Below are 13,776 nucleotides of genomic sequence, written 5' to 3'. Positions count from 1 at the left end.
TAAAGCGCAACAATCTTCATATTTCTTGATTTATTCTCACTATAAACAGAGCACATCTCTTACGAGATGCGCCAACTATTCCTAAAGCTTGAGACTTTCTTTAGCTTTATCATGCCCTCGACTAGCGGCAAAATTCATCAACGTTAAACCAAGTTGTCGTTCTTCTGCTGATTCACTTACTCGCATTATTTTTGCCAACTGGTAAGTAGCATCTAAATCGCCCCAATTAGACAGCGTTCTCAGTCCAACTACTAGAACGGATCTACGCTGGTAATCATCTGCAAACTTAACCAAAGCGTTCACTTTTTCTTTCACATCTACGTTTCTTTCATGCAAATGCTCATATAACTCAATAGCTTTAATTTGCTCTATTACCGAACCATTACTTAACTCGAGAGCAGTATTCATCAATGCATTAACATCACCCTCTTTCTGTACCATAGACGTAATCTCGAAGCGAATTTCAATTCTTTGTGACTTCGAGAGTAGTGCTACCAATGCGTGAAGTAGAACTGGTTTATAATCGATATTCGATAACAATTTCTTCGCAAGTTTCAATCCTTGTTGCTGGTCCCAGTATCGTGAAGCCGCTAAGGAATCAAGACAAGATTCAAGCTCACTTTTCTTTTCATGCAAAATTATCTCTTCAGCTTTTGGCTGTACATACTCTACAAAAGGAATGCGAAATCTGATTGCCGTTTCTTTCGCTTCCTGGTGTGCGAGACTGGCAGCTTTTCCGACCCAATCCTCTCCCTGCTTTCTCATTGCTGAAGTGCTTCTTGCACCAAGTAACATAGTTCTACCTAACTGCCACATCGCCTCAGGATTACCATGCTCGGCAGCTTTACTGATAAACATTTCATACTCATCATGACTTCCTAACTGCTTCGCCATTAGTGCTTTCTTCAGGTATACACTGCTTTGTTTTTGAGTATCACTAAACTCGCCGTATTTACCTGTTTTAAACTCAACATTCCAGAACTGTTCTACCCAAGGAGCAAGTGCAATCTTTCGCTCAGTCATCATTTTCGGGTCTAGTGCGCTCAATATTCCCTTAGTTTCACAATAACTGTTCACACTTGGAGGTAACCCCTTAAAATAAGGCTTACCTGTTGTAGGAGTGAGTTTAAACTTCATTCGCAGCAACTTCTCACAGAAGTACTGCCATCCCACTAAGTGGTCATGTACTTCTTGCTGCGACAGACTGCGAATGTCATCAATTGAAAGCTCTCTACTATCAAACAAGCGCTTTAGATTCCAATCCGTGGCATTGAAAAAACGTGTCTCACTCAACCCGCCTCTTAAAAACTCGACTACGATGAGTTTACTCAACTCAAAGATATACACTTCACTATCCTGACTTTCCGATGGTGCAAGTTTATCAACGAACGGTGGTAAGCCATCATTAAACTGTGCGATATAATTGAAACTAGAGTCAGGGAGTAGCGCTCTAATACGTTTAAAATGCTTAGTATAGTTAGACCAAAACATTGTCCGACTGTGAATTTGGCGCCGCTTCTGCTCATCAAATCCTAACGCATCCTCGGTGTTGTCTTGAGAAAGTAGTCTTGATATACCATGCAACTCATAATAGTTTGATAAACCGAATTGATTTTTAAGTTTTTCCTTAGCTGATTCACTTAACAGATACCAGTAGCAATCTTCATTAAATGGCAAACAGCGCTCTTCAATCGTTTTTCCACATAGATAGGAATATGCATTTTTTGAAAAACGCAGAATAAAGCGTTCACAAAAAGCGATTCTCTCTTTGGTTGTTTGTAAAGAGAGAAAACACTCATACAACCAATTATCGCTTTTCTCATCGTATGATTGAGGATCAATAACCGAGCATACTTCCTGCTGTATTTGAGTCAGGTAGGTATTCGCTAGCGGCAGACGCAACCACTTCGTTTTATAATAAGGCGTTAGGTTTGCATTCCAGCAGACATTAGCCAGCTCACGATACTGTTGCGCTTGAAGAGATAATAACCAGTCAATTTTTTCTGAGCATAATTCATCAAGCCCATTTACCGTGCGCACAATGCTCATCGTCTCCAATAATTGAGGGACTATGCTGCTAGGCTTACCATCAATTGCTAATGCGACTTTAAAGAACGCGATATCCCCCAAAACGGGGGTACAACAAATTGCCATCCATATTGCACGGCAGGCATCTAAGGTTTGATCATCCGTTAGTTCAGTCCATTGGTCTGTATTTTCTGTAACCTCCAACCACTCGAAAATTGAGATTTCATCCGCACGACCAGCATCCACTAAGTTAACGATCTGCAATAAAGTTTTGGGTGGAAAACTAGGAAGGACAGTTGCGCCTTTCCCCATATCAAAAAAGTCATCAAATGAAATTTTTTCAATACCCACTTTGCATGGTAAGGATGGTTGAGCAAATGAAATAACGCTATTTTTCAACTTTCTCTACCTCTGAGAAGTTTCCTAAGAACTCATCATCTTTAAACTGGAAACGAAACTTTACCTTTCTATCAGACGCTTGCGCTATAGACTGATCTGCCTCAATAGGGCCTCTTCCTGAAATTACCACTTTGTCAAAGAAACGATGCTTATTCTCAAAGCGCATTGAGTTTACAAAAGCAGTAACACTATTCGCTCGTAAGACGCTAAGTTCCATATTTCGATTGAAAGATCCTTCAGAGCTCGAGTGCCCCTCAATAACAATTCGACTGACTTCATCTGCTGTGGCTTTCGATTGAAATACCACATCCGAATAGATTGGTATGAATTTGTTCAAAAACTCTTTACCCGAAGGTTTTAACCTATAGTCATCCAAGTCAAAGAGAATCGAATCCGTAATAGAGATATCTCCCGTATCAGAGTCGGCTTTAACCTCAATGCCTGCTGCATTTAACGCATCATTGATACCTTTAATAATGACAACTCGAGTATTTTGACTCTCTTCATATACTTCAGATATTTGTACTAATGCACTGATAAGCAATAATGCAAATATCATAAGAAGCACAGACATTAAGTCCCCAACAGAAAGCCAAACGCCTGATTCCTCAACATCCGCCGTTTTGGGCGCTGCTCCTAAACCACGCATTATGCTTTCACCTCGTCAGCTTCGAACTCACGGCGTAATACTTGTGAGTTAATTAGGTAGCCAGCAGCCTGAGACAATTTATTGTGAATACTACTTGCCGATTGGTCGAAGTCATTAAAGAATGTTTCAAAGCTTTCATTTGCGCGAGTGAAATATTCATCCATCGCTTTTGGTAAATTCTCAGTGATATCAGTGAATGTTGCCGATGCTTTTGCATACTCTTTTTTCAGCAACGCAATTTCTCGGCTCATTGTATGAGCAGCGTCTTGAAGTTCAGCCATTTTAGATGCTTCGTTCAAACCAATAGCTTTAGCTACACGTTCCACCGTCTGAGCTGATGCTTCAAGCTTTTGATACTGAGCCGTTAACTCTTGTAATAAGTTATGGCGTGCTTGGTATTCACTTTCAAATACTTTGCGGAAGTTGTCTACCACATCATTTAAGCCATCACGTTGCTTGCTGAGGCTACCTTCTAGTAGGTTATTCTGCTGTTCAAAGTAAGAAGTTAGGTTTTGTTGGTATTGTTCTCGGAACGTTTCTAGTTCTGATTGAACGGTTGCCGACATTGATTTTACTTTTGAATCAATGTCACCAAGACCCTGCTGAAGTTCAGATTTTGCCGACTGCATAACACTACTTGCTTCATCACCAACAAGTTTGATTGCTTCCGCCTGCTCTTGGAAAATGACTTGTGAGTTTTGAACTAACCCATTGATTCTGCCTTCCATTTCTCCAAACAGGTGAGACTCTTCATCTCGACGTATTTGGACCGATACTTCAAAGTCTTTTTGAGCCTGATTCATCAAGTTAGATGCAGTTTCACCCGTTTGCGCCAACACCGATGTTTGATTCTCGAATGAAGTCGAGATTTCTGATAGCAAACCGTTAATGCGGCCTGTTACATTTTCAAAGAGAACTTTTTCTGCACTTTGGCGTTCATCGAGTGCTACTTCTAGCGAATTTTTCATGCCTTCAAATGCACTCGCAGCTTTGTTTGCACTTTGTTCAAACGCTACTCGTTGAGAATCCATACCTTGCGATGCATTATTCAGCATAGTGTTAACTTCTGAAGCTATTGAGGTCATTGCACCCTGTGTATCCTCTTTGAAACTGGCTAGTATTCCCTTAAGTGACTCAGCAAAAGATTGCAGTTTAAGCATCGTCTCTTTTTGGAACTCATTGATCGTATCAACTGTTTCCGAGGTACTGGTCACTACTCGTTCAATATTACTATTCAGTTGTGAGGTAACCTCGTTGCTGCTTGTTACTGCCGCACTGGTTTTACTTAGCTCTTCAGCAACTGGGGCGATTAGCTCTGATTTCATTTCTTGGATCAGAAGCTCAACTAACTCTTTCTGTGATTGTTCTTTAATATCTTTGAGTGCGCCAAGCTCTTGCTTAATATCTCTAAGCATTGGAGACATACTTGTTTCGATGGACTCAACTAATGCTGTCGATATCTGCTTTGCAATAACTTCACCATTAAATGAAGTCCCAAGCTGCGCAAGAACATGACTTGTCGCCTCCATTTTCTCATCCATTAACTCCACTGCCGACGCAGTGCGAAGCTGGGCTTCCAGGACTTCTTTTTGCCCCTCGTTGGACATGTTTTTCAGGTAATAGATCGGGCTCGCTTCAAAGTATTGAGAAGAGAGTGTGCTGATTAGCTGTTTCTGAGCTTTTGCTAATACGCTTGAAGATATTTTCATCCACACCATAAATAGAGCAGAGGTACCTAAACCTGCAAGTGATGTATAAAACGCAGTTTTCATCCCCTCTAGCAGTTCAGCAGCAGAAGCCAATAGCGCTTTCGAGTCCCCAGCCATAGTAAATTCGCTTAGACCTAGCGTTATACCAAGGAATGTGCCAGTAATACCGATGCTGGTTAATAATGCGGGGATCAGCTTGTAACGAGAAGAATCGATTGTTGGAAGCATCTGTGAAATTGGTGATTTGGTTAACCATAAATCACCTTTTGTTTCCACGGCGATACCATCTTGAGTCGGTGTATACACAAGATGATCGGTCACCCATACCAGCTGATCTTTTTTCAAGCTTTTCGAATCAAGAATGTTCGACGAAGCTTTTAATTTAATCTTGCCAAGCCCTTTGAGTTGAATTTTTGTTTTAATAACGGCCACTAACTCTCGGAAAGAGAAGAACAAGAAAACCGCTGCAGTCGTTAAAATAATAGCGTCTGTAACCCAGTCACCAGAAATGAAAGCCAAGTGGTCGTACATATAAAATCGCACCTATTTTTTTAGGAATTTAGTAATTTCTTGTTTCGTTAAAATTTCATCAGCTACACGAACAGGAAGGTGTTCCGCATCATATCTTTCGAATCCGTTGATAAGGATTGGCGACTCCAACCGAACGCTATACATATCTTCGTCTTGAGTATCACTATCTGTCGCTTTTAAAAGATAGGCGTCATGAGGAAATTCCCGGAGCAATGTTGCTTGTAATGACGATTTTGTGTGTCTGAGAGATTGAGTTGCAGCGAACTCATTGCCAAACTCTTCTCTTGAGAGCTTCCAAGCATGGTTGACTGAAATGATTCTCTCAATTATCTCTTCTAGCTTAACCTGCATTTATTTAGTGCCTTAAGTTATAAGCTTGTGATTTGTAATTTTCCAAAAAGTCATTAATACCCACGACCTGCCAACCATTACTGTTTGCATCTTCAATATCATTCATTGATATTGCGACACCAAATTTGTGCTTCGGCCACGCAAGTTCAAGCCGTGCGGCTAACCCTCCGAAACTGTCTTCAACAAAAAAGTTAATTTCAGGGAGTTTCAAATACGCTTGTCGACAAGCATGCAGTACGCCATGTACACCTGGATCTGAATAATCAAACAACTCTTGCCACTCACCGAGGTCATCAAGTAAACCTTGCTGTTTACGCAGATCATTTATTGTCTGACGCTCTCTGTGGCTGAGTGCCATATGCTCATGCATGGGTTGTTTGCTGTGGCAGTCGATGCACAGTGCACGAAGGTTTGACGGCCTGTTATCTGATTTAACACCATTAACATGATGAACATGCAGAAGCGCACGGTTAGAACGCATGTTCACTTTACATTCTTCACACTCAAAGTTTTTTTCTACTCGATAGTGGGAGGATATTTTTGACCAATCATCACTGTAGCCACTCTCAGCGGTCTCAGCTCGTCGCGACGGCATGTGCGGAAAGAAAGAACTATAGGTAGCAAAAAATTCCGCCATGTTAAAGCTCTGAACTATCGACGTTATGTTTGTTGTCGTATTACAACCTTTATAATTAAGCTTACGTAGACAGTTTTGACATACCTTTAGCCTCGCCTTTTTCTCTCCATAGGAGGTATCAACTAGGAATTCTCCTGAAGTATTGTTTGTGACCACGTAACGCTCAAATCTTCCACTTGCCCTCATACCTTGCAATGTTGAACAGTCAGAAACATGAAAACGAGCACTGGTTCCATTCGCTTTTATATAGAGTGTGACATGACGTCCTTTATAACTTAAAAGACCTGATTCTATCTCTACATCCTTAAGCTCTACATCCTTACCTTTCTCTAGTTCTGCCGTTATTTTATCGATGTGAGTCTCGTGAAGTTCCAGAGTGAATTTACCACTTCTCTCTGGCTCCATAATTTCAATCGCACGCATAAGGGAATGAAGATTAAGCGTTAGTTTCATTCCGCCCCCAGGATCTTCAATATCTGCTCTTCAGCGTTAGTGATTACACGAAAAGACACTCGACGAGAGCTTTTTTCGTCTTCTACACCATCTTTAACAACTGCTTTAGATGAAGAATAACCTACTGCCGCAACGTTATTTTTTACCCAGCCATAATGTTGTGCACGAACATCATCAAGCTTCATTACATAGCCAAGTACTGCACGCGTCCGTGACTGTGATAAACGCATATTATTGAAGTAAGCCTCGTAATCACTAGAATCTTGGTTCCAACGACTAGAAGTATGCCCTTCAATTTTGATCTCTTGAATAATCGGTTTGTATTGTTCTAGCACTTCAAGGTAACGAGGAAAGAAATCATTCAAAATTACTTGAAATTGCTCAGATAAGTTCGCCTTACCATTGCCGAACAGTACTTCAGGCGCAGTAAAGTTGACACTCAATGTATCTCGATCAATTTCAGCTCCCCATGTATCAAGATCTTTAGCAAACTCTTCTAGCAGAGCAATATAGATGGCCTGCTGGGTTTTCTGATAAGTTTCTGCGACTTCTTTTATTTTGTCACGCTCAACCATAGCTTCACGCATTAGCGCAACAGAAATGAACAAGAACACCATCATCAGGCCTGCCATCAAGTCTGATACTGACATCCAATGTTCACCGCTATCACCCGTAGATTTGTTTTTTCCGAATAACTTTTCCATCGTTACACTGCAGTTTTACTATTTACAACATTCGACATTTCACGTGTTAACGCTTGGTAATCGCGGGTAAATTGTTGAGTAATCGTCGCAAGCGCTTCACCCATTTCATTCATGGTTCGGTTGATTTCTTGCTGCATTTGCAGATCAAGTACTTCCACTTGTTTCTCTACCGCACTGCCAGTTCTACCTACTGACTGAGTGATCTGATCTTCTAAGCTATCAAATGTTCTACGTACCGCCTCAGCCTGCACCTTGAACACTTCTTCTAAAGTGGTTTCTAAGCGATCATGAAGTTTTGCGATCGCTGATGTTGTTTCTGACTGAATTTCCTTCGTACTATTTAGCAACTCTTGGTTCGCTTCTTTTAGAACATTACCCGTTTCTCGTGCATCGTCTTTAATGTCTGCAACAAGAACACGTAAATGACCATTTAGTTCCACCATTGCATCTTCTAAGTGCTGTTTGATCTGCTCTGAATTGTTCGCTATATATGATGCGCTGTTTTGAAGAGCACCAGACGCAGTTGTAACGTTTTCAGTAATATCATTTGACGCTGCGGCGAGGCTACTACCGATCTCTACTGCTCTATTTTCAAGCTCATGCGATACTTTAACCGCACCTTCCTCTAGGTTTACTCTCATGACTTCTACACTTTGAGCAGCAGTTAAACTAAAGTTGTCAATAATATTTTGTGACTCTTGCAGCATTGACTCATAATGTGTCGATGCTGCTTTAACTGATTCACCAATTATAGACATGGTATTATCCATTTGCTCGCGAATTTGCGGCATTGCTTCTACTGCTTTATCACGAAGATCTTTGAATGCTTCTAAGCGATGTTCTAACTCCGTTACTTGACCATGACCTAACTCCATCACTTGGTGAAGCTTTTCCATCGTTGCTGGAATTGACTCTGTGCGCTCATTGATACTTGCCACTGACTTTTCTGTTAATGAAATAGCGTCAACACCTAATTGATATTTGGTTGCCATATCTTCAAGTTGATTTTTATAGTTTTCTTGCCAATCGACTAGCTTCTTCACAGACTCATCTAAACGCTTAAAATTTTCACCAAACTGTTCAGTTAGTTTGTCATTAAACTCAATAATTACTTCTTTAAGCGCATTAATAACTTGCTCTGTTGCTGATTTAGATAGCAGATCACCAAACTCATCCATCTTCTGCCATAACATCTTTTGGAATTGGTCTCTATTATCTGCTGTTCTCTCCATGTATCGGCTAAGTGATTTTTGTCCATCGTTGATATCTGTTCGAAGATTCTTAATCTGCGACGTTAAGGAAGAGTCTTCATCACCCTTGATCGCCGACAACAATTCATGTGAAGCATTAAGTTGAGCAGACATAACTGAGAAAATCTCTTCCGGTCCTACATTTTTAACTACTTCTTTATCGCGTTGCGGGATAGTGCCAAGAATAGCTTTATATATGATTGAGCTCGCCATACCGACAAGGCTTGTTAAAAACGCTGTTTTAAGACCAGCAAGCAAAGATTCGATACTGCCATCAATATCGGTTGGATTAAACTCCATCAAACCAACAACAATACCTGCAAAAGTACCCAATATTCCTAGTGAGGTAAGAAGATTTGTAGTGCTCGCGGTAAACCTAGGTGCTCTCCCCACATAGGCGAGTACACCAGAGAGTACTAATAGAAAGAAAATGCTGTAGATAAATGCATCTGAAATTGCAGCAGCGCTAAATGAGGCAATGATGTCAGCGAGTATATCGGTCATATATAAAAAACTAGTTGTAGTGCTTGATAGGAATTTGCGGATTTTACTTATTTATTCAGGTGCATTCCATAACTTATGAATCCTTTTTCGTAAGCGGGTATTTCTACCCACCTAGCTTTTTACTGATCTGTTGCTATGTGACAACAGCTCACTGACATCAGTCGTTAATAGTACTACCGCTATCTTTTTGCTGTTGGAGACGTTCTTGCCAGAGATGATGCTTAGCTCATATCATCAATCAACTACTGTGCGTCTGCTTTAAATAATTACCGCAACAACAAAATACGGTTGTTTGTAGGCACAGCCATTAACTCGTAGGCTGAATAACTTATTCAAGTTATCCAATACTTAATACACAGTAAGCGAATGAAACTTATCAATGCTTTGGTTCTTTGAGGGGTAATGATTATTTCACCTTGCGCATTACATCTTTGATTTTGAAATCTTGTTTGTCTCACATGAATGCTGATATAACCTGGCGCTTTATAAGCGAGATACTTACCATCATCACTCCAAGTGATTGCATCAACGAACGGCGGTATCTGACCTCTCAATATATGTGGTGCAATAACCTCAACGTTCAAGCCACGATACCCACAATGTTTTGTGATGGATTCTTGCCAAAAATTAAAGTGCTTAAGATAACTTTGCAATGTGCATAAGGAAATATTCTGCTCACAAGGAAAGTACCATTTGATTTTGATATTATCCGTTGGAATTTTTAATAATTTGAAAAGCCGAATTAAAGTCAACGCCGCTTTGGGATGATAAGTTCGAATCAACCCATCTTTCGCCCCTACAAATGCGCTGACAATCATTGGTATATATGCCAAATCAAGCTTTTTGAATTCATCGGTTTCTTTTACTTTTTCAAACCGAATAATAAGCTTTTGTAATGTATCAATATTACCACGGTTCAGTTTCTGATAATTAAGTAATGGTTGTAACGAATATTTGGATTGTTGATAGGCAAGTGTCGAGCACTCTTTGTCCATGGCAAGGATCTTTTCTACTGCACTTTGCCTTACATTTAATCCTTCAGAGACTTCCTCTATTTTTATCCCCTCTCCCAACCGTCGAATCACTCGCCATACTAATGAAATATTGATATCACTGAGTGCTTTTTTATCATCATGAAGTGAACCCTTAACGGGGGGAGATATAGACATTTCATGATGAACAAATTCAAGGGCTGGAGGCATTATTTCGTGAACCCTTTGTCGTATTCTTCCATCACATTTAACTCTTCCACATTCATCTGTTTTTATCCTTTCTCCCCAGAATGCTCTCAACTCAGACTCACTTGCGCAATGAGAAGCAAACCTCGTTCGCCGTATCCACTCCGCTATATGTAAGTAAGATGAAATTGTCGTTGTTGGTGAAGCATGACCCAATAATGTTGATAAGGCCCACATTTTTTTCCGCGAATAATCTGTCAGTGAAAGTCTACGCTTTAATGCTAAACATGACGCTTCTGAGAAATACGCATGCTTTAAAAATGAAAACGAGTTAGTCGTATCTTGATCATAAGAGTGAATACGGATCCAACTCCAGTTACAAAAAGAGTGGCGACAATGATGAAACCTGACTGTTTGGTCACCAATCACCATTTGCATCACCATCGTGACAACATCAAAGGCTTTGTCCACTAATGCTGAGTCGTCAAATATCAATGAGTCATAGTGCTTAAATTTAGTCTTATGAGTCTCTAAATAGTCTCTCAGCTGGACTTTCGTTGCTTCTGGTAGGAGTACGTCTAAAGGTAAATTACGTGAGCTATCAGATGACTTCAGCTCACGGTATTTATTTGGTCTAATATGGAGATTGAAATAACTCAAATCGTTATTTGAATGAAAATCTTTAAACTGTAGTCCTTTAATTTCCCCACGACGTAATCCCGCATAGAACCCTAAGTTAAAAATTATCTGGGCGATTTCGCCAACCATGCCCTCCTGCTTTTCAAACTCCCGGATTATTTTATCAGCCTCACTAGGGGTAATAATATTTGCATTCACTAATATGCCTGCAGTTGGTATATCAATATCCGATAGACACAACCCTTTCGTAATCCCACTTTCGATTAAATACTCAGAAAAATAAATAAGGTATGCTTTTTTGGTCGGTGCTTGTATTTTTTCAGCGGCAATATTTATTTTCTCCGCCCAATCTAAGGCACTTAGCAGCGAAGGGTCACAACCAGAAAACTCTGTAATGAATGGGAGAGCAACATAATCAATATATGATCTAATCGTGTTTAACTTAAGGCTGCTCTTTACTTTCCCACCTTTATCTAAGAGCTGATACATCCACCCCAAGATTAACCAACACCATGGGTATGATTTTGAACGCTCGCTATCCTCCAAAAAAAGTCTTAACTCATTACGAAGTGCCGTTGTGCTTTCTTTTCTCCCTGAGATGCCAGATTTTTTCATCTTGATTGTAAACTTATTAATGATCGCCAGTTGCTCTTTAACTGTTACCTCTTCGATGTTGGATTTTGGACACTTTCTTAATGAATTATCGACATCATATGCAGAAAACCACGCCCTATTCTGACGAACTGTCGTCACTAGATGTTCATCGTTCGTATTTTTTATCTCTACAGGGATACCTGTGACTAAACGATAAAGCGTTTCTTTTTTAATGTGGGTGGATTTGAGACTATAAGCTGACATACCCCATTCAATTGGACCACATAAAAGAGTATGTTCATTTTTTAAAGCTTCTGTGAGTGCTGAAAATCTTATCTTTTCTAGTTTTGAAATAAGCCCATGTTTGTAGGCGAATCTATTGACCTCTTTTAGCGCTTTACTTCTTATTTTATGACCTTGCTTTTGATAATAAGCTGATAGTAATAATTCCGCTTTGGTAGACAACCAGAATCGCTTTTCCTTGGATTCAAAAAACCAATGCTTATCAATTGTATAAACTGCGTTTTCATTATCAATTAAAGCTATAACATCACTGAGGTTTCGAATTCCTTCTTTCAATACCAACCACAAGATCAAAAAACCACAATACTCTGATGGGTTCGCTATATAACGCTTACAAACATCGTTATTTTCCAGCAACTTATACATTCCACGATATAAATTCGAATTTAATAACATATCTGGAGAGAGAATCGGTTGCTCTTGTTTTAATTGATAGGATGTCGGTAGTGGGCCTGCCTTCAAACCAGTCACTTTTTCAATAACTGATAACAGTAGGTTGAGTAATTTCAACTGAAGGTTATGTAATTCAAAAGAAGTAGAAAGTTTATTTATTACCTTTTTTATTGACTCATATTCGACATACCCACCATCAACTTCAAATAATGTTAAAGAGAAATGATAAACATTGATAATATGCTTACTCTGCTCGTCTTTAGAAGGTAATGACAGCTCACACAATACCAGATACTCTCCAATATTTTTTTCAGCGTAATTCTTATAAATATTTAGTAACTGAGCTGTGAATATCTCTTTCTTTGTCATTTTCTTCTCATCGTTAAGTTTGAGCGAATGACTTTCCAACCTAATTCTTCCAACATTGGATCTAAATGAGTTTTGAGCTCTTCAATTGCCTTACTGTGTTCGAATGTTGATAAATTTGATAATGGTAATTCTCCATTCACCCAATGACCAAGTTGGAAGTTAATAAGCTCTATATCTACATTTAATTTTGCTAAATAACGTCGTATATAATGACGACCAAAGTTGATAGGTAAGCGCATTGATTCGGGTATTAACTCAGATAAAATTTTTGGACTCATATTTGTCGTGACATGAGTATTTGGATCAAAGAATTTAAAGACGCCTTCATTTCCTCTCGAGTGCTTCTCAGAAAGAAACCATTCAAGTTTCTCTACTTTAGAGTGAGATTCTATCAAGGGATTTAATGATGTATGCCAATGCATAGACTGAGAGTCACTTAGGTACAAGCCACTTAACAGGTTCCCCATACTGTTCAAATGTTCGGAATAGTTTATCAACTGCTGTTTCAAGATTTCGGGTACAGCAACAATTCTAAAGTGAGAAAAACTCTTTTGAGCATCTTTATCAGATATACATAAAGCACTTTTGTTCGGGAGAAACAGAGACAGGCTAGGTAAAGGGTTATGAACTGCGCGATATCCGGTACTGTTCAACAACATATATGCTGTGTAAAGCGTATAATTATTATGATAATTTTTTAAATTCTCGATACTTTTTATCGTATCAAATGTGTTAGAAAGTTCGAGCTGTTCAATTAAATACTCGACTAACAATGCTATCGATTCTTTAGTAGGCGTGAACTGAGAACCAATACCTTTGTCACATCTATCTCGCTGAGGTTGAGAGTAATTGAGGGTAGGTATTAAATTTGAAGGTTGATAGTTTTCAATGTCCTTTCTCACGGCATTCCATAGTTTATACACTTCTTGCGTATTTTCCGTATCGTCACGCCAACTATAGTGCCTCATTGATCTTGTATAGTAATTACTCTTCCCACTTAGGCACTCCATTATAACGGGGTCAATTTTTGACTCTGACTTTATTTTATTAGTGAGGTAATACCTAATGGACTTATAACTTATTTG

9 protein-coding genes are annotated in these 13,776 nt (G+C 39.4%); all 9 read right to left on the bottom strand.

The features are described from left to right. Window positions 1-81: 81 nt before the first annotated feature. Window positions 82-2,427, bottom strand: coding sequence for an EH signature domain-containing protein (locus Q7674_RS13565; RefSeq protein WP_237156765.1), 2,346 nt, complete (start codon window positions 2,425-2,427; stop codon window positions 82-84). Then, window positions 2,417-3,076, bottom strand: a complete 660-nt coding sequence (locus Q7674_RS13560; RefSeq protein ID WP_045063442.1) for an OmpA/MotB family protein — start codon at window positions 3,074-3,076, stop codon at window positions 2,417-2,419. Before Q7674_RS13560 ends, Q7674_RS13565 begins: the two co-directional genes overlap by 11 nt. Further along, window positions 3,076-5,316, bottom strand: coding sequence for a chemotaxis protein (locus tag Q7674_RS13555; protein WP_107229639.1), 2,241 nt, complete (start codon window positions 5,314-5,316; stop codon window positions 3,076-3,078). Before Q7674_RS13555 ends, Q7674_RS13560 begins: the two co-directional genes overlap by 1 nt. 12 nt (window positions 5,317-5,328) lie before the next feature. Beyond that, entirely contained in the window at window positions 5,329-5,667 is a 339-nt protein-coding gene (locus Q7674_RS13550) for a hypothetical protein (protein WP_045063441.1), read from the bottom strand. A gap of 4 nt (window positions 5,668-5,671) precedes the next feature. After that, the gene (locus Q7674_RS13545) at window positions 5,672-6,757 is read right to left on the bottom strand and encodes an HNH endonuclease (RefSeq protein WP_045063440.1); all 1,086 of its coding nucleotides are present in this window, start codon (window positions 6,755-6,757) and stop codon (window positions 5,672-5,674) included. Beyond that, complete coding sequence (locus tag Q7674_RS13540) at window positions 6,754-7,461, bottom strand: OmpA family protein (protein ID WP_045063438.1); 708 nt, start codon at window positions 7,459-7,461, stop codon at window positions 6,754-6,756. The genes Q7674_RS13545 and Q7674_RS13540 overlap by 4 nt, the downstream gene beginning before the upstream one ends. 2 nt (window positions 7,462-7,463) lie before the next feature. Next, window positions 7,464-9,215 carry a coiled-coil domain-containing protein gene (locus Q7674_RS13535; RefSeq protein ID WP_045063436.1) on the bottom strand — a complete coding sequence of 584 codons (1,752 nt, stop codon included), beginning with the start codon at window positions 9,213-9,215 and terminating at the stop codon, window positions 7,464-7,466. Window positions 9,216-9,547: 332 nt separating this feature from the next. Continuing rightward, entirely contained in the window at window positions 9,548-12,691 is a 3,144-nt protein-coding gene (locus Q7674_RS13530; RefSeq protein ID WP_305423996.1) for a site-specific integrase, read from the bottom strand. Next, window positions 12,688-13,593 carry a hypothetical protein gene (locus Q7674_RS13525; protein ID WP_305423994.1) on the bottom strand — a complete coding sequence of 302 codons (906 nt, stop codon included), beginning with the start codon at window positions 13,591-13,593 and terminating at the stop codon, window positions 12,688-12,690. The genes Q7674_RS13530 and Q7674_RS13525 overlap by 4 nt, the downstream gene beginning before the upstream one ends. Between the last annotated feature and the right edge of the window lie 183 nt (window positions 13,594-13,776).

The sequence above is a fragment of the Photobacterium leiognathi genome (assembly GCF_030685535.1).
Lineage (GTDB): Bacteria > Pseudomonadota > Gammaproteobacteria > Enterobacterales > Vibrionaceae > Photobacterium > Photobacterium leiognathi.
The sequence above is the reverse complement of the archived record's forward strand: the minus strand, read 5'-3'. Positions and strand labels throughout refer to the sequence as shown.

Coding starts and splice junctions, on each gene's coding strand:
- Q7674_RS13540 (WP_045063438.1), bottom strand. CDS start 7,461: ATGGAAAAGTTATTCGGAAAAAACAAATCTACGGGTGATAGCGGTGAA.
- Q7674_RS13535 (WP_045063436.1), bottom strand. CDS start 9,215: ATGACCGATATACTCGCTGACATCATTGCCTCATTTAGCGCTGCTGCA.
- Q7674_RS13555 (WP_107229639.1), bottom strand. CDS start 5,316: ATGTACGACCACTTGGCTTTCATTTCTGGTGACTGGGTTACAGACGCT.
- Q7674_RS13545 (WP_045063440.1), bottom strand. CDS start 6,757: ATGAAACTAACGCTTAATCTTCATTCCCTTATGCGTGCGATTGAAATT.
- Q7674_RS13560 (WP_045063442.1), bottom strand. CDS start 3,076: ATGCGTGGTTTAGGAGCAGCGCCCAAAACGGCGGATGTTGAGGAATCA.
- Q7674_RS13550 (WP_045063441.1), bottom strand. CDS start 5,667: ATGCAGGTTAAGCTAGAAGAGATAATTGAGAGAATCATTTCAGTCAAC.
- Q7674_RS13530 (WP_305423996.1), bottom strand. CDS start 12,691: ATGACAAAGAAAGAGATATTCACAGCTCAGTTACTAAATATTTATAAG.